17 protein-coding genes are annotated in these 23,198 nt (G+C 67.2%); 6 read left to right on the top strand and 11 right to left on the bottom strand.

Annotation, left to right across the window (positions count from 1 at the left end; translation table 11 throughout):
• Nucleotides 1-87 precede the first annotated feature (87 nt).
• The 8 genes from AMK58_RS24050 to AMK58_RS24085 all read right to left on the bottom strand — a co-directional run bounded on the left by AMK58_RS24050 (nucleotide 88) and on the right by AMK58_RS24085 (nucleotide 13,369).
• Nucleotides 88-2,850 carry an MGH1-like glycoside hydrolase domain-containing protein gene (locus tag AMK58_RS24050; protein ID WP_051139998.1) on the bottom strand — a complete coding sequence of 921 codons (2,763 nt, stop codon included), beginning with the start codon at nucleotides 2,848-2,850 and terminating at the stop codon, nucleotides 88-90.
• A 106-nt stretch (nucleotides 2,851-2,956) separates the two neighbouring features.
• Entirely contained in the window at nucleotides 2,957-6,082 is a 3,126-nt protein-coding gene (locus AMK58_RS24055) for an efflux RND transporter permease subunit (protein ID WP_035669646.1), read from the bottom strand.
• The gene (locus AMK58_RS24060; RefSeq protein ID WP_196813080.1) at nucleotides 6,079-7,245 is read right to left on the bottom strand and encodes an efflux RND transporter periplasmic adaptor subunit; all 1,167 of its coding nucleotides are present in this window, start codon (nucleotides 7,243-7,245) and stop codon (nucleotides 6,079-6,081) included. The genes AMK58_RS24055 and AMK58_RS24060 overlap by 4 nt, the downstream gene beginning before the upstream one ends.
• Nucleotides 7,242-8,303, bottom strand: a complete 1,062-nt coding sequence (locus AMK58_RS24065; RefSeq protein WP_035669644.1) for an efflux RND transporter periplasmic adaptor subunit — start codon at nucleotides 8,301-8,303, stop codon at nucleotides 7,242-7,244. The genes AMK58_RS24060 and AMK58_RS24065 overlap by 4 nt, the downstream gene beginning before the upstream one ends.
• A gap of 78 nt (nucleotides 8,304-8,381) precedes the next feature.
• On the bottom strand, nucleotides 8,382-9,569 hold the full coding sequence (locus AMK58_RS24070; protein WP_035669640.1) for an acetate/propionate family kinase: 1,188 nt from the start codon (nucleotides 9,567-9,569) through the stop codon (nucleotides 8,382-8,384).
• A gap of 7 nt (nucleotides 9,570-9,576) precedes the next feature.
• Nucleotides 9,577-10,536 (bottom strand): bifunctional enoyl-CoA hydratase/phosphate acetyltransferase, encoded by a 960-nt coding sequence (locus AMK58_RS24075; RefSeq protein ID WP_035669637.1) that lies wholly within the window; start codon nucleotides 10,534-10,536, stop codon nucleotides 9,577-9,579.
• 12 nt (nucleotides 10,537-10,548) lie between these two features.
• A complete protein-coding gene (locus AMK58_RS24080; protein ID WP_035669634.1) occupies nucleotides 10,549-11,025 on the bottom strand; it encodes a hypothetical protein in 477 nt (158 codons plus the stop codon).
• Nucleotides 11,026-11,074: 49 nt separating this feature from the next.
• A complete protein-coding gene (locus AMK58_RS24085; protein WP_035669631.1) occupies nucleotides 11,075-13,369 on the bottom strand; it encodes a DUF3141 domain-containing protein in 2,295 nt (764 codons plus the stop codon).
• Nucleotides 13,370-14,288: 919 nt separating this feature from the next.
• Here AMK58_RS24085 and AMK58_RS24090 point away from each other — a divergent pair.
• From AMK58_RS24090 to AMK58_RS24100, 3 genes are all read left to right on the top strand, one after another.
• Nucleotides 14,289-14,690, top strand: coding sequence for a Rap1a/Tai family immunity protein (locus AMK58_RS24090; protein WP_035669628.1), 402 nt, complete (start codon nucleotides 14,289-14,291; stop codon nucleotides 14,688-14,690).
• Between the two features lie 72 nt (nucleotides 14,691-14,762).
• Nucleotides 14,763-15,047, top strand: a complete 285-nt coding sequence (locus AMK58_RS24095; protein ID WP_014239563.1) for a glycine zipper family protein — start codon at nucleotides 14,763-14,765, stop codon at nucleotides 15,045-15,047.
• Between the two features lie 159 nt (nucleotides 15,048-15,206).
• A complete protein-coding gene (locus tag AMK58_RS24100) occupies nucleotides 15,207-16,040 on the top strand; it encodes an aminoglycoside adenylyltransferase family protein (protein WP_196813079.1) in 834 nt (277 codons plus the stop codon).
• 56 nt (nucleotides 16,041-16,096) lie between these two features.
• On the opposite strand, the gene AMK58_RS24105 is transcribed toward AMK58_RS24100, so the two are convergent.
• Together AMK58_RS24105 and AMK58_RS24110 are read right to left on the bottom strand one after the other, a co-directional pair.
• Nucleotides 16,097-16,642, bottom strand: a complete 546-nt coding sequence (locus AMK58_RS24105) for a hypothetical protein (protein WP_035669622.1) — start codon at nucleotides 16,640-16,642, stop codon at nucleotides 16,097-16,099.
• A gap of 230 nt (nucleotides 16,643-16,872) precedes the next feature.
• Nucleotides 16,873-17,733 carry a DUF2092 domain-containing protein gene (locus tag AMK58_RS24110; RefSeq protein WP_051140118.1) on the bottom strand — a complete coding sequence of 287 codons (861 nt, stop codon included), beginning with the start codon at nucleotides 17,731-17,733 and terminating at the stop codon, nucleotides 16,873-16,875.
• A 481-nt stretch (nucleotides 17,734-18,214) separates the two neighbouring features.
• On the opposite strand from AMK58_RS24110, the gene AMK58_RS24115 reads away from it, so the two are divergent.
• The 3 genes from AMK58_RS24115 (at nucleotide 18,215) to AMK58_RS24125 (ending at nucleotide 22,338) form a co-directional block, all read left to right on the top strand.
• Nucleotides 18,215-18,838, top strand: coding sequence for a hypothetical protein (locus tag AMK58_RS24115; protein ID WP_035671791.1), 624 nt, complete (start codon nucleotides 18,215-18,217; stop codon nucleotides 18,836-18,838).
• Between the two features lie 121 nt (nucleotides 18,839-18,959).
• The gene (locus AMK58_RS24120; protein WP_059399539.1) at nucleotides 18,960-20,873 is read left to right on the top strand and encodes an esterase/lipase family protein; all 1,914 of its coding nucleotides are present in this window, start codon (nucleotides 18,960-18,962) and stop codon (nucleotides 20,871-20,873) included.
• A gap of 25 nt (nucleotides 20,874-20,898) precedes the next feature.
• The gene (locus AMK58_RS24125) at nucleotides 20,899-22,338 is read left to right on the top strand and encodes a hypothetical protein (RefSeq protein ID WP_035671789.1); all 1,440 of its coding nucleotides are present in this window, start codon (nucleotides 20,899-20,901) and stop codon (nucleotides 22,336-22,338) included.
• Between the two features lie 20 nt (nucleotides 22,339-22,358).
• Here the strand turns inward: AMK58_RS24125 and ppk2 are convergent, their stop codons facing one another.
• A complete protein-coding gene (gene ppk2, locus AMK58_RS24130) occupies nucleotides 22,359-23,189 on the bottom strand; it encodes a polyphosphate kinase 2 (RefSeq protein ID WP_035671787.1) in 831 nt (276 codons plus the stop codon).
• Nucleotides 23,190-23,198: the final 9 nt, after the last annotated feature.

Genomic DNA, 23,198 nt, shown 5'->3' on the forward strand with positions numbered 1-23,198 from the left:
CGATCTTGCAGACGTTCATCGGGTGGGGATGCCTCGGCTCCCGCATGACGTTGAACCGGTCATGACGGCCGGAAGGCCGGCGCACCCTCACACGCGCTGTTCGTGGACGGCTCTGTCGGCGTAGGCTTCCTTCGCGTTGCCGAGGAAGCCGTCCGCCGTGGTCGTTGCAAAGACATGCATGAGACGGGCGACCACACCGGTCCAGCCGGTCTGGTGACTGGCCCCCATGCCGGCGCCGATGTCGCCGTGAAAATACTCGTAGAAGAGGATGTGATCCTTCCAGTGCTGGTCCTGCTGGAACGTCCGGGCGCCGCCGAACACCGGACGATTGCCGTGTTCGTCGCGCAGGAAGATGCTCTCCAGGCGCCGCGATATGTCCTGGGCGACCTCATAGAGGTTCATCATGCTCCCCGACCCGGTCGGGCATTCAATGAGGAAGTCGTTCCCGAAATAGGCGTAGTATTGGAGCAGCCCGCGAACGATCAGCGCGTTGATCGGCATCCAGATCGGCCCGCGCCAGTTCGAATTGCCGCCGAACATGCCGCTGTCGGACTCCGCCGGTAGGTAGGGAACGCGGAATTCCTGGCCTCCCACGACGAAGACGTAGGGGTGGTCGGCGTGATGCCGGGACATCGACCGGATGCCGTAGGGGCTGAGGAATTCCCGCTCGTCCAACATGCGCGTCAGAACCCGGCGCAGCCGGCCTTCGTTCAGGATGGCGCCAAGCCGGCGCCCGTCGAACCCGACCTGTCGCGGGTCGTGCATGGCGCCCACCAACTCCGGGCGATCGGCCAGGAAGGACTGGAAACGCGCGGCGATGTCCGGGTGCTTGGCCAGGACCTCGCCGTCGAAGACGCAAACGGCGCACAGCGGCAGCAGGCCCACCAGGGATCGGACCTTCAGGCGCTCCGCCCGTCCGTCCGGCAGCCGCAACACGTCGTAGAAGAAGCCGTCCTCCTCGTCCCACATGCCGGTGTCGTCGCCGATGCGGGTCATCGCCGAGGCGATCCACAGAAAATGTTCCGCGAACTTGACGGCCATGTCGGCGTGGAGCGGATCGGTCTTCGTCAGTTCCGCCGCGATCTCCAGCATGTTCAGGGAGAACAGCGCCATCCAGGCCGTGCCGTCCGCCTGCTCCAGACAGCCGCCGGTCGGCAACGGTGCGCTGCGGTCGAACACGCCGATGTTGTCGAGCCCGAGGAAGCCGCCTTCGAAGACGTTCCTTCCCTCGCGGTCCTTGCGGTTGACCCACCAAGTGAAGTTCAGCAGCAGCTTGTGGAAGGTCTGCTCGAGCCAGCGGCGATCCGCCTCGTCGTTCCGCGGCTTCAGCAGCCGGTAGGTGAAGATGGTCGCCCAGGCGTGCACCGGCGGGTTCACATCACCGAAATTCCACTCGTAGGCGGGAATTTGCCCGTTGGGGTGCAGGTAGCGTTCGCGCAGCATCAGCTCCAGCTGCTGCTTGCCGAAGTCGGGATCAACCAGCGTCAGGGCGAGCACGTGGAAGGCCAGATCCCAGGCCGCGTACCAGGGGTATTCCCACTTGTCCGGCATCGACACGATGTCGGCGTTGTGCATGTGGTGCCACTGGCTGTTGCGCGGACCGATCCGGCGGGCCGCCGCGAACGGGTTCGCTCCGTGCTGCTTCAGCCAAGTGCCGACGTCGTATTCGTAATACTGCTTGCTCCACAACATGCCCGCCAGGGCCTGGCGGAACACCAGGGACTCGTCCGCGCTGAACGACGGCGGGGTGAGGAACGCGTGGAAGGCTTCGGCCTCCCGGCGGCGGGCGTCGAACAGGTCGGTGAAGGCGGTGCCGAAGACATCGTCGCCCGCGGCTTCTCCAGCCGTGTTGTCCGCGTCCAGGCGCAGGCGGATGGTCCGGCTCCCGCCGGGGGCGAGGGTCAGGCGATAATGGGCGGCGGCCTTCGTGCCGGACTTGTCCGGATTCACCGCCTCCGCCTGCCCGCGCACGACGCAGGCGTCGATCCCATCCTTGACGTAGGGGGTGCGGTTCGGGACACCGAACAGGCGCTGGCGGTTGGTCTCGTTTTCGGTGAACAGCAGCGCCGGACCGCCGTCGCAATGCAGCGCCTTTTCCCCCTCCTCGGGATCAAGGGCGGCGATGCGGCGGCCCGCTACGGCTTCGCGGAGCGTGGGCTTGCGCGCGGTGTCCTCGGAACCGTCGTCCCGTGACCACTGGTTGCGCCACCACAGCGTCGGCAGGACGTGCAGGTCCGCCGCCTCCGGCCCACGGTTGTGAACGGTGATCTCGATCAGAATTCGTTCGGGAGATGCCTTGGCGTATTCCACAAAGACGTCGAAATAACGATCCTGGTCGAACGCGCCGGTGTCGAGCAGTTCGTATTCCAAGTCCTGGCGGCTCCGCCGGCGGCTCGTCTCGATCAGATCGTTGTAGGGAAAGGCCGCCTGCGGATACTTGTAGAGATACTTCATGTAGGAGTGGGTCGGCGTGCTTTCGAGGTAGTAATAGTATTCCTTCACATCCTCGCCGTGGTTGCTTTCGCCGTTGGTCAGCCCGAACAGCCGCTCCTTGAGGATGGCGTCGCGCCCGTTCCACAGCGCCAGCGCGAAGCAGAGCCGCTGGCGGTCGTCGGAGATGCCGGCCAAGCCGTCCTCCCCCCACCGGTAGGCGCGCGAGCGGGCGTGATCGTGCGGGAAGTGGTTCCAGGCGTCACCGTGTTCGCTGTAGTCCTCGCGCACGGTGCCCCATTGCCGCTCGCTGAGATAAGGACCCCACGTCTTCCAGGGGACGCCCTGTTCGCGCGCCTGGTCGAGCCGCACCTGCTCGGCGGTCCGACCGCCTTCCAGCCGTTCAGCCCGGTCCGGCATGTTCCCCTCCCTCGCTGGATCGTTCGTTGAAGCTCCCGCTCATCCGGCGCCGCCGGAGATGCCCGCGAAGGCACGCCGCGTCGGCGGAGGACGGATTAGCGGGTGGTCACACGCCGCTGGTCACGCCCTTGGTCGGCGCCGGGCCCGGCGGATGGACGGCCTCGTCGTACCGCGGCTTGGCGCGTTCCTCCGCCGCCGGTTCCCGGATCCGGAACCAAGCGACGTACAGCGCCGGCAGGAAGAACAGCGTCAGCAGGGTCGCCACGATCAGGCCGCCGATGATCGCGTAGGCCATGGGACCCCAGAAGACCTCCGGGGCGATGGGGATCATGCCCAGGCTGGCCGCCGCCGCCGTGAGCAGGATCGGCCGCACGCGGTGCATGGTGGCGTTGATGACGGCGTCCCAGGGATGCTCCCCGGCTTCCAGATGCTCGTCGATCTGGGCGATCATGATGACCGAGTTGCGGACGATCATGCCGATCAGCGCGACCACGCCCAGAATGGCGACGAAGCCCAGCGGCGTGCCCGTCGGCAGCAGCGCCGCGACGACGCCGATCAGGCCGAGCGGCGCCACGCTGATGACCAGAAACAGCTTCTGGAAGCTTTGAAGCTGGATCATGAGGATGGTCAACATGATGAAGACCATGATCGGGAAGACGGCGGTGATCGAGGCCATGCCCTTGGCGCTGTTCTCCACCGTGCCGCCCGCTTCGATGGAGTAGCCGGGCGGCAGGCTGCGCCGCAGTTCGTCCACCGCCGGGGCCAGCTGCTGCACCACCGTGGCGGCCTGCAACGGGGGGACCAGATCGGCCTGGACGGTGATGGTCGGCAGGCGCGTCCGCCGCCAGACCACCGGCTGCTCCAGGTCGTAGCGCATGGTCGCGACCTCGCCCAGCGGCACGGTGCGTCCGTCCGGAATGGCGATCTGAAGGTTGCGCAGCGTCTCGATGGAACTGCGCTCCGCGTTGGTCGCCTGGGCCACCACGTCGATCAGGTAGATGTCGTCGCGCACCTGGGTGAAGGCGGCACCCGACACCGTGGCGTTCAGCGCCTGGTTGAGCGACTTGGAGCTGATCCCCAGCAGGCGGGCCTTGTCCTGGTCCACATCGACCCGCACCACCTTCGACGGCTCGTTCCAGTCGTAGTTGACCAGCAGCGTGTAGGGGTTGGTGCCGATGGTGTCGGCCATCCGGGCGGCGATGGCCCGTACCTCGCCCACGTCGGGTCCGGAGACGCGGTACTGGATCGGCCAGCCGACCGGCGGCCCCATCTCCAGCGGGCTGACCCGCGTGTTCAGGTCGGAGAAGTTCTCGTTCAGCACCTTCTCCAGCCGCGCGCGGACAGCCTCGCGAACCTTGTAGCCCTTGGTCACCACCACGGCCTGCGCGAAGTAGTCGTTGGCCAGCTGCACGTCGAGCGGCAGGTAGAAGCGCACGGCGCCCTGGCCAATGTAGAAGCTCCACCGCTCGACGTCCGGGTCGGCCGCCAGCACCTTCTCGAAGCGATCCACCACCTCCTCGGTCGCTCGGATCGAGGCCGTCTGCGGCAGGGTCAGGTTGACCAGCAGTTCCGGGCGGTCGGAAGCGGGGAAGAACTGTTGCTGGACGAAGCGCAGGCCGAAGACCGACAGGCCGAACAGCAGCAGCGTGGCGACGATCACCACATAGCGCGCCCGCATGGCCAGGCGCAGGCTGCCCCGGAACATCCGCATCAGACGCCCCGGCTCGCTGCCATGCTTCGCCTTCATGGTCTTGGGCAGCACGTTTACCCCGATGAGGGGCGCGAACAGGACCGCCACGATCCAGGAGAACAGCAGCGCCATCGCCACCACGGCGAACAGCGTGAAGCAGTATTCCGCCGCACCGCCCTGGGCAAAGCCGATGGGGATGAAGCCGGCCACGGTGATCAGCGTGCCGGTCAGCATGGGAAAGGCGGTGGAGGTATAGGCGAAGGTCGCCGCCTTATCGAGGCTGAAGCCCTCCTCCAGCTTGGTGATCATCATCTCCACGGTGATCATCGCGTCGTCCACCAGCAGGCCGAGCGCAATGATCAGCGCGCCCAGCGAGATGCGCTGGAGCGTGATGTCGAAGAACTCCATGCCGATGAAGGTCATGCCCAGCACCAGCGGAATGGAGGTCGCCACCACCAGCCCGGCGCGCAGGCCCAGGCTGATGAAGCTGACCACCAGCACGATGACGACGGCCTCCTTCAGCGCCTTGGTGAAGCCGGCGACCGATTCCTCCACCACCACCGACTGGTTGGCGACGAGGTGGACGCCGATGCCCACCGGCAGGTTCGCCTCGACCTGCCGCATCCGCTCGCGGATGCCCTCGCCGAACGTCAGCACGTTGCCGCCGGCCGCCATGGAGATGATCATCCCGATGGCCGGCTCCCCGTTGTAGCGGAACAGCGGCGACGGCGGGTCGGCGTAGCCGCGCCGGATGTCCGCCAGATCGGCCAGCCGGTAGAACTTGTCGTTGGCGCGCAGGCTGATGGCGCGCAGGCTGTCCTCCGACGTGAAGGCGCCGCTGACCCGGACCGAGATCTTCTCGTCGCCCGCCTGCACCACGCCGGCCGGGGCCACGGCGTTCTGCGCCTGAAGCTCGGCGATGACCTGCTCGCGGTCGATCCCCATCGCGGCCAGCTTGCGCGTCGAGAAGTCGAGGTAGATCCGCTCGTTCTGGACGCCGACGAACTGGATCTTGCCGACGTCCGGCACGCGCATCAGATCGGCCCGCGCGGTTTCCGCGTAGTCCTTCAGCTCTCGGTAGCTGAAGCCGTCGGCGGTGAAGGCGAAGACCGTGCCGAAGGTGTCGCCGAACTCGTCGTTGAAGGCCGGCCCCTGCACGCCCTGCGGCAGGGTGGACTTCATGTCGGCGATCTTCTTGCGGACCTGATACCACAGGTCGGGCACCGCCTCGGCCGGCGTGTAGTCCTTCAGGTTGACGTAGACGACCGAGATGCCGGGCTTGGTGTAGCTCTTGACGTAGTCGAGATAGGGGATCTCCTCCAGCTTCTTCTCGATCGGGTCGGTCACCAGCTTCATGGTGTCCTCGATGGTGGCGCCCGGCCAGTTGGCCTGGACCACCATGGTCTTGATCGTGAAGGCCGGGTCCTCCTCGCGGCCGAGGCGCATGTAGGCCATGCCGCCCGCCACCGTCAGCGAGATGATCAGGTACCAGACGAAGGAGCGGTGGCGCAGAGCCCACTCGGAGAGGTTGAAGCCGGTCATGGTGCCGCCGCCGTTTCGATTTTCTGGTTGAACCGGACCCGCTGGCCTTCGCTCAGGCTGTGCACGCCCGCGGTGACCACGACGTCGCCGCGGGTCAGTCCCTCGGTGACGATGACCGGGCCATCGGTGTCCCTGGCACCATCCCTGGGCCGGATCACGACCGGCTGGCGCCGGACGGTCTGGGCCTTCGGGTCGACGAGCCAGACGAAGCTCCGCCCGGCCTCCTCGAACAGCGCCGTTCCCGGCAGCTCGACCACCGGGGCGGGCGGCTGCTTCAGGCGGCCGACGACGGTCGCGCCGAGGCGCAGGGCGTCAGGCGGGTTGTCCAGCGCGATCCGGACGGTGTGGGTCCGGGTGACGGGATCGGCCTGGGGCGAGATCTCGCGGACGCGGCCCACCGCCGTGATGTCCGGTGCGCCGGCCAGCGAGACCTCGATCACCGGGTCCTTCGGCGCCGCCCGGATGCCGGTCTCGGCGACGTTGAAGACGGCTTCGCGCTCCTCCGGCTGGGCAACGCGCACCACCATCTGGCCGGCTTCGACCACCTGTCCGGGCTCGGCCCCGATGGTGGTCACCACGCCGTCCCGATCCGCCCGCAGCTCCGTATAGCCGACCCGGTCGCGGGCCGATTGCAGCGCCGCCTGCGTGGCGACGACCTTGGCGTCGGCGGTGCGCATCGCCAGCAGCGCCGCGTCGTACTGCGCCTGGGGGGCGTTGCCGTTGGCCAGCAGTTCCCGCTTGCGGGCCTCCTCGTTGCGCGCCTGCATCTGATCGGCCTGCGCGGAGGCGAGATTCGCCTCGGCGGTCCGCAGCGCGTTGCGCTGGTCCTGGTCGTCCAGCCGGGCCAGCACGTCGCCGGCCTTGACCAGACTGCCGACATCGACCTGTCGCTCGACCAGCTTTCCGGCGATGCGGAAGCCAAGGTCGGCGTCGGCCCGCGCCTCGATGGTTCCGGTGGCGGAGCCGCCCATCCGGAAGGTCACCGGCTCCACAGTGATGGTCCGCACCGGGCGGATCACCGGCGCCGCGTCGGCGTGATGGCCGCCCTGCGGCTGACAGGCCGCCAGTGTCGGGGCCAGGGCCAGCAGCACGATGAGAAGCGGGTTCGTGGTAGGCTGCCGCATGCCTGGGGGCCGCATGGTTGGTCGCGCGATGCGGGTCATGCGCCGCTCCCCTGCTTGATGGTGACCTTCTGGTCCGGCCGCAGCTTCTGGACGCCGCCGATCACCACCAGATCGCCATCGCTGAGGCCGCTGGAGACGGTGACCGTGCCGGTGTCGTATTGCAGCACGGAGACGGGACGCAGGCTCACCGTGTCGGCCGGCCTCGCCACGACCCAGACCGCCGGTTTTCCATTCTCCGTCTGGAACAGCGCCGAGGACGGCAGATTGACCACCGGCCGCGCCGGCAGCTTGGCCCGTCCGACGACGGAGGAGCCGAGCAGGAAGGCGTCGGGGGCGTTGGGCAGGGAAACCTTCACGGTGTAGGTCCGGGTCACCGGGTCGACCCCCGGAGACACCTCGCGGATCGTTCCCTCGGTGACGGCTTTCGCATCGTTGACGAGCCGCACCTCGACCGTCGGCAGGCCCTCCCGTCCTTCCAGCCGGATGCTGGCGCCCGGCACCTGGAAGACCGCCTCCCGCTCTCCCGGATCGGCCAGCCGCAACACCGTCTGGCCGACGGCGACCACTTGCCCGGGCTCCGCCATCTTCGCGGTGATGACCCCGTCGCGGTCGGCGCGCAGTTCGGTGTAGGACAGCGTGTCGCGGGCCGAGCCCAGCTGCGCCTCGGCGGAGTTCAGCTCGGCCTGCGCCTGCTGGTAGCGCTTCAGGGCGTTGTCGTACTGGACCCGGGTGGTAAAGCCGTTGGCGAGCAGGGAGCGCTGGCGCTCCTCCTGCGTCCGGCTCTGCTCGACGGCGGCGCGCGCTGCCGCCACGTCGGATTCGGCGGACCTCACGGCGTTGGTCTGGTCCTGGTTGTCCAGCCGCGCCAGCAGTTGCCCGGACGTGACCGCCTGCCCGACGTCCACCAGCCGCTCGACCACCTTGCCGCCGACGCGAAAGCCGAGGTTGCTCTCGTGGCGGGCCTGGATTTCACCGGTCAGCGCGGCGGTGCGGTCGAACTGGCTCACCTGCACCGGCAGGGCGCGGATCAGCGTCGCCTCGGCCGGCGGCGGTGTCGGCTGCTCGCAGCCGAGAAGCAGGAGGCCGGCGAGGATCACCGATCTGGATGACCCGAGCCCGAATGACCCAAACCCGGATAGCCAGGACATGATGCCTCTCTCCTTCTCGGGTCCGTGTCAGGCGGAGCGGTGGCGGCGGAGGATGGCGCGGGTGTGGAGCGCGATCATCCGTTCCTCGTCGGTCGGGATGACGCAGCCCTTGACCCGGCTGTCCGGCGTCGTGATGCACAGCGCGTTCGCGGCGTTGGCCGCCTCGTCGAGAACGAAGCCGAGCCAGCGCGCCCGCTCCGCGATGGCCTTGCGGATGGCCGGCGCCCGTTCGCCGATGCCGGCCGTGAACACGAGCCCGTCGATGCCCCCCATGGCGGCGGCCAGCGTCCCGATGGCGAGGCTCGCCCGGTAGACGAAGCAGTCCAGCGCAAGCCTGGCCCGCGGATCGGTGCTGGCCAGCAGGTCGCGGACATCGTTGCTGATGCCGGACAGCCCCTTCAGCCCGCAGTCGTGGTAGAGCAGCCGTTCGATGGCGCGGGCGTCCATGCCCTTGTCCATCAGGTAGAGGACCACGCCGGGGTCCAACTGTCCCGGCCGCGTGCCCATCGGCAGCCCGTCCAGCGCGGTGAAGCCCATGGTGCTGTCCACGCTGCCCCCGTCCCGGATGGCGCACATGCTGGCCCCGCTGCCGAGATGCGCGACGACGACCCGCCCACCGGCGATCCCGGGGGCGAGGTCCGGCAGACGCCCGGCGATGTATTCGTAGCTCAAGCCATGAAAGCCGTAGCGTCGCACGCCATCCCGGTGGAGGGCCTCCGGGATGGCGTAGCGGTCGGCCAACTCGGAATGGTGCCGGTGAAAGGCCGTGTCGAAGCAAGCCACCTGAAGCACGTCCGGCAAGAGTTTCCGGATCGCCCGGATCGGCGCCAGATTGTTCGGCTGGTGGAGCGGGGCGAGCGGAACGTAGGTCTCCAGCGTGCCGATCACCGCGTCGTCCACCGCCACATGGCTGTCGTAGGCCGGCCCGCCGTGAACCACCCGATGCCCGACCGCCACGGGCATGGCACCGCCCAGCCGCTCCCGCAGCCACGCGCCGAGAAAGGCCAGCGCGCCGGGTACCCCGTCACCGCATTCGGCCGGCAAGGGAAGACTGCCGTCCTGACCAACCAGCCGGGGCGTCGTGCCGATCCCCTCGATCTGGCCGCGCAGGCGCACCGGCAGCGTCCCGTCCGCCGCATCGAACAGCTGGAACTTGATGCTGGAGGAACCGGCGTTGATGACCAGGATCGTCTCGCTGATGGTCGTCTCGGTCATGGCGGCATCACCCCTTCACCGGCTGCTCGATCCGCTGCCGGTGCGCGTACAGCGCCGCCACGGCGCAAGAAGCCATGCGCGTCATGACGCTGTCGGCCCGGCTGGTCAGCACGATGGGCACCCGCGCGCCCAACACGATGCCGGCGGCATCGGCGTTCGCCAGGAAGGTCAGGTTCTTGGCAAGCATGTTGCCCGCCTCCAGATCCGGCACGACGAGAATGTCGGCCTGCCCGGCGACCGGGGAGGCGATGCCCTTGATCCTCACCGCTTCGGGGCTGATGGCGTTGTCAAGCGCCAGCGGCCCGTCCAACAGGCCGCCGGTGATCTGCCCCCGGTCGGCCATCTTGCACAGAGCGCCGGCCTCCACGGTGGAGGGGATCTTTGGGTTGATGGTCTCGACCGCCGACAGGATCGCCACCTTCGGCTGGGGGTTCCCCAGCGCCTGCGCCAGATCGATGGCGTTCTGGATGATGTCGCGCTTGTCCTCCAGGGTCGGCGCGATGTTCACCGCGGCGTCGGTGATGAACAGCGGCTTGCCGTAGGTCGGCACGTCCATGATGAAGACGTGGCTGATGCGCCGCTCCGTCCGCAGCCCGCTGTCCTTCCTGGCCACCTCGCGCAGCAGTTCGTCCGTGTGCAGGCTTCCCTTCATGAGAAGCTGCGCACGCCCCTGGCGCACCAGTTCCACCGCCGTGGCGGCGGCGGCGTGGCTGTGCGGCACGTCCACGATCTCGTATGGGGCGATGTCGAGGCCGGACTCGTCCGCCACGGCCCGGATGCGCGCGGCCGGACCGATCAGGATCGGCGTGATGAAGCCCTGTCGGGCCGCGTCGACGGCACCGCCCAGGGACGAGGCGTCACAAGGGTGCGCCACCGCCGTGGGGATGGGGGAGATGTCGCGGCAGGCGGCGACCAGCCGTTCGTACTTCTCATGCCGTTGCGGGGACGGTGGCTGGCTACCGGCCATGGCGTTCCCTCCTCACCAGCGCAGATACAGCCCGACGTCCCCCGGCATGCCACCGGGATAGTCCAGGATCTGCGCCCGCAGCTTGTAACCCTTCGCCCTCAAATTCTTGTCGAAGACCTCGTAGGCTTCGCGGGCGAAGCCGGTCAGGGAATTCGGCCAGTCCGGCTCAAAATTGTTGATCGCCCGGCCACCGTCGGTGCAGTAGCTGCTCGGGAAGCGCGCCACCTGGATTTCCTTCACGCCGCGCGACGCGGCGTCGCGCACCGCGCGCGTGAACCGCTCCTTGGCGTCAGGGCGGATGTGCTGGTTCATGAAGGCTTCGCGGACGGTGTCCTGTTCCTTCATGTGCTTCTTTTCCCGCTCCAGGGCTTCCTGGAGCAGGGCCATTTCGTGCTCCTCGCCGAGCTTCCGGAGTTCGTCGGGCGAGATCAGATCGTCACCGATGTCGGGGGTGGCCGCGGCCGCCCTGGTCTGGTCCATGTTGCTCATGACGCGTTCCCCTTGTTGCTTGTCAGCCTCTTGTCTCGACACCGCGGGTTCACTTGGCCTTCGCGGTGCCCATCGTCCTGGGCGGCGCGTCCGCCCGGCTGATGTCGGAGGCGGCCTTGGCCAACGACACTCCGCCGGCCCCGGGCAGCACGCGCAGGGGCGGCTCGCGCCCGGCCTCGATGCGCTCCTCCTTGTCGTGCAGAAGGGCGTCCACCTGCCGCAGGCGGGCACGCTGGTCGGAAGTCAGCGGTCCTGAGGCCTCCAGAACACGTTCCGCCAGCGCCATCACCTCCTTGCGCTCCTTCTCGCCGGGCAGCAGCTTGGGCAGCGCGCTCATCGCCGCGGCTTCATCCATCAGCATCAGGAAGACCTGCTCGCGGAAGACCGCGCGGACGGCATCCACGGACAACTGCTGGGTGCCGGGATGCTCCTCGCGGATTTTCCGCAGCATCTGGAAGGCACGCTCGTCGAGGGCGCCTTCGCCGCGCCGCGCGTGGATCAGGATGCGGAACAGCGCCTCCCGCACCCCGCCTTCCGCGACGCGGCCCATGATCTCGGCCATCCGCTTCTCGACCAGGGCTTCGAACGCCTCGTCGCGGATGTGCGGTGGCCGCGCGTCTTCGCCCGGTGCGGCCAGCCCGACCAGAGCCTGAAGGAGCGGCGCGTTGTAGAGGCCCATGAACAGGCGCTCGACGGCGCCGTCCCGCGCGTCCCGCCAGCGGTCGAGCCCCTGCACGATCTCGTCCGAGACGCGGTTCTGCGCGCTCAGGTACGGGTTGTCCGGGCTCACCGGGCGGCGGTGCTCGCGCACCCAGTCGGCCATGGGGCCGACCGGCGCCATGAAGGGGTTGAGGTGCGAGAACAGGTAATATTGGCTGCGCGCCGGATTCATCATCCGCAGCCATTCGGCGAAGGGCTCGTTGACGGTCGCCTGGATCGAGGGCCGGGCGAAGGTGGCGTACAGACCCTTGTTGATGTCCGAGATACGGGCCACCGCGGCGAAGCGCCGGTCGTCCTCCGGCGTGTTGCCGCCAAGCCCGCGGATGTCGTCGAGCGTGCGCGGCTCGAACCGAGTCACGTAATCGCCCGCGACCAGATCGGCGCCGGGGACGTTCGGGTCCTTCGGCTGAAGAATCATCTCGTAGAGACCGGGCGGCAGCAGGTCGATGAAGTCGATGTTCTCGACGAACTCCGACGTTTCCTTGCGGGCGACACGGCCGGACACGAAGATGCCCAGGTGCCCGATGTCGTGATGGAGGTTGTAGACGATGGTCTGCTCGTGGGCCCGGATGTCCTCGACGTCGCTGTAGAGATCGAGGATCCAGCCCAACGCCTGTTGCGGCGGCGTGATGTTGTCGCCGAAGGACGCGAAGACGAGGATGGGGGAGCGGATGTTGCGCAGATCCAGCCGGCGCCCGTTCCTGACGATGCCGCCGCTGGTCATCTTGTTGCCGACGAACAGCTCGTCGGTGATGGCCTCGATCTCCTCCCCGTTCATGAGAAAGAAGCCGCTCCACCACTTTTCGAATTCAAGGTACCGGTCCGCTTCCGTGTCGATATGGGCGTACAGGTTGTACGCCTTCTTCCAATAGGTGTTGGCCGGGTCCAGCTTCTCGAAGTTGCCGACCAGATGCGCCCCGTCGAAGCGGCCGTTGCCGAGGTCGCTGGCCAGAGCGGCGAGCCACGCGCCGCCATAGAGGCCGCCGAGGTAGCGCATCGGGTTCCGCCCTTTCACGCCGGCCCAATAGGACAGCGGAGAGCCCGCGATGATGATCGGCCCCATCAGGTCGGGCCGGACCGCGCTCAGCGCCATCACCGCCCAGCCGGCCTGGCAATTGCCGATGACGCACGGCTTGCCGCCCACGCCGTCGTGCAGTTTTCCGACATGCTCGATGAAGAAGGCCTCAGCCTCCCCGACGTCGGCGAGGGTCTGGCCCGGCTCCGGCTCAGGATGGAAACCGATGAAATAGCAGGGGTGGCCGGCGCGCAGAGCGGCGCCGATCTGGCTGTCGGGCTTGAAGCCGCCGATTCCTGGACCGTGGCCGGCGCGCGGATCGACGATCACGAACGGACGCTTGGCCGGGTCCGTGCCGACGGCGGGGTCCGGCAGGATGTGAAGCAGCATGTAATTGCACGGCCGCTTCAGCTTCCGCCCTTCCATCACGACCTCGTACGGGAAGGACAGGACGGGCGGCTTTCCTTTATCGGCATGGTTCATGAACTGGTCGCCGCGCCGCCGCAAGACATCCAGAAACAGGACCCAACGCTGCATGGCATCGACGCCGTAGTCGACGGCGTCCTGAAACGGGTTGGGAAGGTTGAAAGGGTTGGGGAAAGTCGGCATTGGCCAACCATCAGCACCTTTCCCGGCCGCCGTCTCTTCGACCGGCTTTGCTCCAGCCGGCTTCGCTCCCGTTGACTTTACTGCGGTCCCGTTTTCTGCGGGTTCGACGAAAGGGCCAAGAAAGGGAAATGCCGCGGTCCAGGCGGAAAACCAGCTTGCCAAAGGCTGCTGTTCCGTCAGGGGACGCACCCGCCGATTTTTCATCACATGTCCTCTTTGGCTGTACGCTCCTGCGCCGGCTGTGCGTTCGCTGTGCCGGCAGGATTCTTTTGCATCCGCGAAGACGTTGCGACGCCGGCGCTGCGGATACAGACCCATGCGGATACCGACCCATGATGAGAACGTGAGGGGCCAAGGCGCTGGCTTTAGACACGGGAAATACTGCACCGCATCATCCGCAGCGTTGAAGCATGCAACAGTTGGTACTGTTACCGTATCAGACCGCGTTCCCCTGGTGGGTCATCTCTGGAACACTGCGGCGCCACCGTGTCCCAGAGGGGATTTGGACTTTGGATTTTCCGTGAATAAAATTCGGATTTTTGGAAATCCAACCCAGCGTACTTTTATAAGATATTTATTAATAATCCTTTATGATTTTTTTTCCAATAAGCAATAAGGCGCCCTGTAAGGGGGTAAATTCTGTTCGGTCATCGGTATTTCGAACAGAGAATGCCCCTCTTCACATGACCGATACGGTGGGCGTTACCGTAGCATGACTGCGCTTTGGCTTGGAGGAATGCTACCTTCCAAAGCACAATGCCTTGCGAGTTAAATTCACCCCCCGATCTGTGCACGCCATCCATCCGATCGGCTGTCCATTGATTTCGCATCGGGCCGGCCGGTTCGTCGGGGGAAGCGTCTCCTGTCCCTAAAAATCCGCTTACGAAAAGCCGCCCACAAAAAGCGCTGGGAGCAAACCATGAAACTCCGAACCAAGGTCGCTCTGGCCGTTGCCCTGACGGCGACGGTGATCACCGCCGCGAACGCGCAGATGGGGCCGGCCCCCACGGAAACCAATTTTCAGGTCCGGACCACGGGCGACCTTGTGCGGCTGTGCGAAGCCACGCCAAACGACGCGACCGGCATCGCGGCGCTCCATTTCTGCCACGGCTTCGCCGTCGGCGCCTATCAATACCATCAGGTCGTGACGGCCGCCGAAGGCAAGCGTCAACTGGTGTGCGCGCCGACGCCACCGCCGTCGCGCAACGACGCCGTTTCCGCTTTCGTCACCTGGGCAAAGCAGAATCCCAAGCTGATGGATACGCCGCCGGTGGATGGGCTGTTCCGCTTCCTGTCCCAACGCTATCCCTGCCGCGCCTGATCCCGCCGGCATCCGCTTCCTCCGCCGCGGTCCACGGCCTTCGATCAAAGGCCAACCAGGATGGGAAAAATCATGAAACCCACACAAATCCTCCGCGTCGCCGTCGTCGCGCTTCCCCTTGCGGCGTGCGCCGACATGTCACCGACCCAGCAACGCGCGCTCACCGGCACGACCGGAGGCGCTGCCGGCGGAGCACTGATCGGCGCCATCGCCGGCAACGCCGGCATGGGTGCGGCCATCGGCGCCGGTGCCGGTCTGGCCGGCGGTCTGCTCTACGACTATCACAAGCGGACCGAGGCCTCGGCCTACCAGCGCGGCGTCCAGCAGGGGTCCACCCAGCGAAGCGGCACCCAGTGACCCGCGGCGGTCATGCGCTGACAGGAACGTTCTCGCCATGCCGCCGATGCCGCTGGATGGCGGCCGAGTCCTCGTCACGGGCATCGCCGACGACCGCGTAAACGACGATTGCGCAGCTTGGCCAGCCGTTGTCATGCCGTAACGTTGTCATGCCGCAACGTGGCTGGCATTCTGATGGCGATGATACCGTTCCTGGCGCATGAACCGCGATCCTGTGAGCAGACCGTTGCCGCTGCGGCGGTTGTTCGCGACATTCTCGGTGCCGCCGCCTCAGCCGCGTATCTCTACGGATCGGCAGTCGCGGGCGGCCTGCGCCCGAACAGCGATCTCGACATCCTAGTCGTCACTGAGCGATCGCTGTCCGACGATGAGCGCGTCGCGATCATCCGTCAGCTTTTGCCGATCTCGGGAAGCGCCGCCATCGGCGGGCCCGGCCGCCCCATTGAACTCACCATTCTCGCCCGCCCAGCCCTGATCCCATGGCGCCACCCCGGCTGCCTCGAGCTTCAGTATGGCGAATGGATGCGCACCGAGTTCGAGCGGGGCGGCATGCCCGAATGGCCGTGCCGGGATCCCGACGTCGCCGTCCTGATCGAGACGGCCCGCCGCGGAGCCCTGCCGCTCTTCGGCCCGCCCGTCGACTCCGTCCTCGATCCGGTGCCGCGCACGGATCTCGTCCGGGCCATGGTGGACATGGTGCCGATCCTAATTCCAGGCATCGAAGAAGGGGACGACAGACGAAACGGGCTGCTGACCCTGGCGCGCATCTGGACGACGCTCACGACCGGCAAGATCCTCCCGAAGGATCAAGCCGCCGATTGGGCGCTCGCGCGTCTGCCCGAGGAGCACCGGCGCGTTCTGGCGCACGCCCGGGCGGCCTATCTCGGCGAGGAGCGGGAGGATTGGAACGATCTCGCGTCGGGGGTGCGACCGCATGTTGACCACGTCATCGCACGCATCCGGACCCTGACGGCTGGAACATCGCCAGAGTGACTGATCGGCCGGCTGACAAGGCGGGTGCGCCTGCGCCATGACCACGCCTGGGGCGGTCAATAACCGGGAGGCGGGGTGACGGTGACGTAGGTGACGCTTCCGTCCACATAGCTGCGATTGTACCAGGTTCCGCCGCAGCCGTAATAGCTGACGCCGCCGTACGGCACGACGGTGGGCGTGCAGGGAAGCACCGTCACATAAGTGGGCCTCGCCGTGGCGGCGCCGGCGATGTAGCCGGCGGTCGCTCCAACCGCCGCACCCGCAAGAGCCCACCCCCAATCGTCGTCATCGTCGTAGTAATGATGACCGTCCCAATCGTTGGCGATGTTTTGCGCCGCGTAGGCCCGCGATTCCGTGCGCTCGGTCTGGCCTTGCTGGCGGGCTTCCGTACGTTCGGTCTGGCCCTGCTGGCGCTGCCCCTGCCGCTCGGTCCGCTCCTGCTGGCCCGAAGTGCGCGTGTCGGCCCGGGACTCCGTGCGCGTCTGCTTCGTCTCGGCGCGCTGCGCGGACCGTTCCGTAGCACCGGACTGCCGGGACGCCGTCTGCGCGGAGGCCGTCCGCTGGCTCGACCGCTCGGTGGCGCCGGCCTGACGGGCTCCCACTCCCGCCGTGGATCGTCCCGCCGAGGAGCGTTGAGCGGAAAAGCCGCCACCTGCCGCCGGACCGGACCGGGAGAAGCCTCCGCCACCCCCTCCTCGGCCGCCGCCCCCTCCCCCTCCCCCTCCGCCTCCGCCTCCGCGACCGCCGCCGCGGGCATAGGCATCCGCGACCGATCCGGCCACCAGCAGCAGGGATGCGGCGATGGAAAAGGCAATTCGTGAAGTTGGCGTGTTCATTTCGGCGCTCCTTCCGAACTGCCGGCCGAACCGCCGGCGGCGTTGCGGCGGACACGGATCATGACCGGAATGCGTTCCGCGCCGTCCGGAGGATGGAAGGCGAGTTGCGCCGGCTGGACGTCCGGATTGAGGTTCCAATCGGAGAATTCGGCCCGGTATTGCGGCTCGCCCTCGTCGCCCTTGTAGGTGATGGTCACGCGCTCGGGCAGCGGCGGGCCTTCGGTGGCGATCCAGATCTGGAAGTCGACATCCTCGGTGCGCCCCGCCAGGTGATCGGTCGGCACCGCCGTGAGCATGTCCCGCTCCACATAGTCGAGCGTCTGAAGGCGTTGCTCCAGTTCATCCGGCAGCGTGCTGACCAGCAGCAGCGCCAGCGGCAGCCGCACCTGAAGATCCTGGACCAGATAGCGCACGGCGTCGTCGATGGTGCCGGCCCGTTCGATCTGGGCATAAACGTTCTCATCCGCGTTGAACACGGAGATCGCCTTGCCGTCGAACGTCACCAGCGACCGTTTCCCGTCGCTCTCCTGCGCTTCGACCCGCAGCCCGTCGGGGCGGTTCAGGGTGAGGGCGCGCCGCTCGCCGAACGTGATCTTCTCCCCCGTGTCCTGAACCACGTCGTAGCTGGCCCGGATGGTCACGGTGAAGCGCTGGGTCTGGGCGAGCGTGTCGGCCATGCGCGTCAGGACGGTCATCGCCTCGTCGTCGATCGGCGAGTCATCCGGCTCGTCCTGCTCGACCGCTTGCGGCGGGCTGTCGGACGGCGGCGCCTCGGTCCCGAAGGCCGGCCCGACCAGGGCGAAAACGCAGAGCGCCGAGCACAGTGCCGACCGTATCAGCCACCTGGGTCCGTTCATCGACATCCCTCCTGCCCCGCCTCCTGTCCCGAACGCTGCGCCGGCGGCATTGATGAGGGGCCTGGAGTCATTGAGCCGCGTGGAACGGAACCATTGAAAGTAGCAGCCACGGTCGATGCAGGCCGCTACGGTATCGCTGTCCCGAATTGCCGGTGCGCCCGGAGCCGGTCGAGTCCCTGTTGGGCGGACCACGGTGATTGCGCCAAGTACGCAACCGTAACATCCATTACGGTAACCGAGACCGCGGAAGCCGTCCGATGCTTACGCTCGTCACCGGGCCGGGCGCGTTCTGAACAGCTGGTCCAACGGCAGGGATCAGCGAAATCCAGGCTACCGTAGAATACTCGTCAAAGACAGCGTCCCAGGCTACAGGACTTGGCTGTGGACAACAACGCACCACACCGGACAGCCCCAGATCCGCACCCCAATTTCGCGCTTCGAAGACGGCGCTGGGATATGCCGGGCAAAACAGGAGGACAGCATGAAGCGTCGTGCAACCTTGCCAACGGCCACCGCCACCGCAGTGGGCATCCTCTGCGGTGTATTCCTGGTGCCGGGCACCGTTCCGCACCCGGCGTCGGCGCAGGACAGGCCCGTTCTGACGAACGTCATTCCGGAAAGTGCCGCCGTCACGCTCCACGCGAAAATCACGGCCATCGACGCGGCCAAGCGGAAGGTCACGCTGACCGGACGGTCGGGCACGCCGGTCACCGTCATGGCCGGGCCGGCGGTCCGGTTGGAAATGCTGAAGGTGGGAGACACCGTCGACGCGCAGTTCTACCGCTCCGTGGCCTTCATGGTGTCCCAACCCGGTGCGCCCGTGCCCGAGGACGAGATCCAGCAGACGGTCGCGCGCTCGGTCGAGGCGCCGGGCGGCATCGGGGTGCAGGTGACGCGGCTGAGCGGGCTGGTCGTCGGCATCGACCTCGGCGCGAACAGCATCGACCTCGTCAATCCCAATGGCGGCGAGGTCTACACCGTCAACGTGACGGACCCCGCCCGTCAGGCGAAGCTTCCCTCGCTGAAGGTCGGCGACACGATCACCGCCGTCGTCAGCGAAGCCCTCGCGGTGTCGATCGAGCCGGCGCGCAAGAGCTGGTTCTGAACGGCGGTCCTCGCGCACGCAGTCGAAGGGGCGGAGCCAAGAAGCACGGGCGGAGGGCATGGGAGTGCACGCAAGCCAGGATGCCCGGCCAGTGGCGACGGGCGGCGCAGGAGCCTGCGGGATGAGGCGCCCGCCCCTTCCGAGGGGCTTCGCCGTCGCGGTCCTGCTGGTCTGGACGATTCTTGCCGGAGGATGCGCGACGGCGGTCAGCGTCGAACGCGTGGACCACGGCACCGTCCATCAGCAGCTTACGCACAACGTCCTGTCGGCGCACGCGCTCAGCGATCCGACCCACAACGTGCTGCGCCGGTGGTCCCTGACGGACCGCTTCCTGACGCAGCCGGAGAACGCCATGGCCGACCTCCGCGCGCTGGTCACGCAGGGGCATGGCGGCGCCGACGAGATCTTCGCCTTGGCCGAGATGTCGTTTCTGCACGCCGAGGAGCAGGGAGGGCGGCCCTATTATCTGGCGTCCGCCCTCTACGCCTACGCGTTTCTCTTTCCGGGAGGACTGGACCAGCCGCCCAGCCCCTACGATCCCCGGTTCCGGCTGGCCACCGATCTGTACAACCGTGGCTTGACCTCCGGGCTGGCGACGGAGGACCGAACCGGCATCGCCATTCGGGAGGCCCGCCACCCGCTGCCGTTCGGTGAGTTGGACGTGGCCTTCGATTCTCGGGAACTGGTGTGGGGCGGGCGCCAGCTGACCGGCTTCTTTCCGGTCGCCGAGTTGCAGGTTCACGGCCTCGACGCCCGCTATCGCCAACCCGGCATCGGCGCCCCCTTGGCGGCGGGAACCACGCAGAGCACCCTGGCGAAGGGCTTCCAGGTCGCCCCGCGCGTCAAGACGCCCGTGACCGCGCTGCTGCGCATCCCCGATCCCCGGCACCAGATCATGAGCGGGCAGGTGCGCGCGCAACTCGAACTCTATCCCTCATCCGACACCGAAGCGGTGCTGATCGACCGCCAACCGGTGCCGCTGGAGGTCGAGCACACCGCCACGCTGGCCTACATGCTGGACGGCATGCCGGTCTGGGAATTCGAGTTCGGCGGCTTCCTGCGCGGCGGTCTGCTGGATAAGTTGCCGTCCCGCCTGGTCGCGCTGGAACCATTCCGGTCCGGCCGCATTCCCGTCGTCTTCGTTCACGGAACGGCATCGAGCCCGGTGCGCTGGGCCGAGATGCTGAACGATCTGAGGAGCGACCCGCGCATCCGCGACCGCTTTCAGTTCTGGTTCTTCAGCTACGAGACGGGCAATCCCGTTCCCTATTCCGCATTGTTGCTGCGTGATTCGCTGCAGGAGGCGGTGTCCACCCTGGACCCGTCCGGGCGGGAACCGGCGCTGCACGAGATGGTCGTCATCGGGCACAGCCAGGGTGGCCTGCTGACCAAGTTGACGGCGGTGGACACGGGCGCCCGACTGTGGAACACGGCGTTTCGCAAGCCGCCCGACCAGCTTCAGCTCGACCCGGAAACGCGCGACCTGCTGACGCGCGCCCTGTTCATAAAGCCGGTTCCGTCGGTCAAGCGCCTCGTCTTCATCGCCACGCCACATGGCGGCAGCTACGTCGCCGGCAACCGGATCAGCCAGTTCGTCGCAAGTTTGGTGCGGCTGCCGGGACGCCTGCTGAGAGTGAGTACGGAAATCGGCAAGCTGGACGACGCCAGCACCACACTTGCCGGACAGACGGGGTTTGGCAGCGTCCATGCCATGACGCCCGGCAGCCTGCTGGTCCAGACCCTGGCGCGCACGCCCATCGCCGCGGGGGTCAAGGCGCACTCGATCATCGCTGTGCGCGGCGACGGGCCGGTCGAAACCGGTGACGACGGCGTCGTGGAGTACAAGAGCGCCCACATCGACGGGGTCGAGTCCGAGTATATCGTGCGTTCCGGGCACTCGACGCAGTCCGACCCGCGCACGATCGAGGAGGTGCGCCGCATCCTTCTCCTCCATTGGGAGGAATCCTGTACGAAACGCAACGAGTGCGGACCACCGGGCACCGGCGCCCCCCGCATCGCGAGCCGGACCCGTTGACGGTGGCTCCCATGATGGGCTTGGCATGATGGGCCTGGGACGCGCCGTTTCCGCTCTCATCCTGTCCAGCGCCCTGCTGTGCTCCGCGCCTTCGCGGGCGGACCTGCGGGCGGATGAGGCGCCATGGCTGCCCGTCTCGCAGGTCATGGCCGAACTGGCCCGGAACCCCGAGTTCGTGGAAGCCCTGTACCGGCGCCTGGGGCGCGATCCGAAGGCGGGCGGCATTCTGGGACCGGACGAGATCAAACGCCTGCGCGAGATGATCCTCGGCAAGAATTTCGAGGAGCTGGACCGGTTTCCCGGGCTGACGGTCCAGGGAATGGGCCGGTCCGTGCGGCTCGCCGGGGCGATGCTGGACCGGCCCAGCGACGATGACGCCCCACCGGAGCCCGCGCCGGCCGAAAAGGCGATTGAGACGGCGGCCGAGGAGGGGCTGGGCATTCCCGCCGTCGGCACCCCTCTGGCGCCGGATGCCTATCTGCGCCCGCTGGGCTTTGGGCTGGAGACCGGCGACCGCGTCGATCCCGCGATGGCCGAACATTACGCCGATAGCCTGCGTCTGGCCGAACTGCTCAACCGCTTTTCCTTGAACACGCCGGACGGCGGAGGGCGCTACCGGGTCGTCCTTGACGGCCGGGTGTTGGACACGCCCCGCGCCCTGGTGGAAGCGTTGGAGCGGAGCGGCCACGACGTGGAGGTCCGCGATTCACGGTATTTTGCCAATTTCGGCGACCTGATCTATCAGGGCCGCGACGTCCTGACGCCGTTCTGGATCGACACCCGACTGCCGGTCCCCGGGACGGACCGCAACCTTCTGGTTCCGGTCAGCCATTCCCAGCACGAACTCGTCGTCCGCGGCCCGGTGGTCAACGCGGATCTGTCCTTCTATTTCGGAATCGACGGCCAAGCCGTGTTCCGCCCGAGCGTGACTCGCGATCAGGCCTGGGTCATGGGCAGGGTGGCGCACCGCTACCGTGGGGAGGAGGCGATGGAGGTGATCCGCCTCGCCGGCGTCATTGTGCGCGCCTACGACGCGATCAAGCGGCGCCATCCGGAGCTACCGTTTGGCGGCTACTACGCGCTGGGCGTCTGCAACGACGTGAACGCGATGATCGAACTGCGCATGCGGGGCGAGACGACCCTGTTCCCGCTGACGCTCGATCCGCAGTTCTTCACGGACGAGGGCGAGATCGGCCGGCTTGCCGAGAGCCTGCCGTTGGACAGCCGGTGGCGGGCGGTGGCGGACCCCCGGCGCATTCTGGGCTCCCTCCCCGTGGAGGATCTCGCCGCGCTCCCCCTCCCTTCGCTGAGGGAGGATTTGGAGAAGGTCCGCACAGCGTGGGAGAGCGGTCGCCTCCCACGGCCGGGTGTCGGCGACGTCGCCCTTCTGGGTGCCGTGGTGGCCGGACTTCTCGCCGCCGGCCTGTGGTCGGTTCGCCTGTGGCTCGTCCGGCGGCGGCGCTGAACCAAAATGACCGTTCGGCCTCACTCCGTGGGCCATTGCAGCTCCGGAATGACCTTCAATGGGTAGTTGGGGTTCTCGTAGCCGTCCGGGTCCTGGCGCTTGGGCAGCTTCACGGTTTCCCTGGGCAGCTCTTCATAGGGGATGTGGTCGAGCATATGGCGGATGATGTTCAAGCGCGCCCGCCTCTTGTCGTCCGACCGCGCGACGAACCACGGCGCCCAGGAGGTGTCGGTCTCCCTGAACATCTCGTCGCGCGCGCGCGAATAATCGTACCAGTGGCCGTAGGACTTCAAATCCATCGGCGACAGCTTCCAGACCTTCCGCCCGTCGTTGATCCGTGCTTCAAGGCGGCGTGTCTGCTCTTTGGGGCTGACTTCGAGCCAGTATTTCAGCAGAACCACCCCGGACTCGATGATGGCCTTCTCCACGCTCGGGACGACGTCGAGAAACCGCTTCGCCTGCTCCTCGGTGCAGAAGCCCATCACCCGCTCAACTCCGGCGCGATTGTACCAGCTCCGGTCGAAGATGACGACCTCCCCGGCGGCGGGCAGGTGCGGGATGTAGCGCTGAATGTACATTTGCGACTTTTCGCGCTCGGTCGGCGTGGGCAAGGCGACGACGCGGAACACGCGCGGACTCACGCGCTCGGTGATGGCCTTGATGGTTCCGCCCTTGCCGGCGGTGTCGCGACCTTCGAAGACGATGCAGACCTTCATGCCTTTGCGAACAACCCATTGTTGCAGCTTCACCAGTTCGACATGAAGATCCGCAAGCGCACTTTCGTAGTCCCGCCGCTTGAGCTTTGGTCGCGCGGACTCGACGCGATGGGCAGTCTTCAGCTTCTTTGCCATGCTCATCAT

The sequence above is a fragment of the Azospirillum brasilense genome, assembly GCF_001315015.1.
In the GTDB taxonomy this organism is placed as follows: domain Bacteria; phylum Pseudomonadota; class Alphaproteobacteria; order Azospirillales; family Azospirillaceae; genus Azospirillum; species Azospirillum brasilense.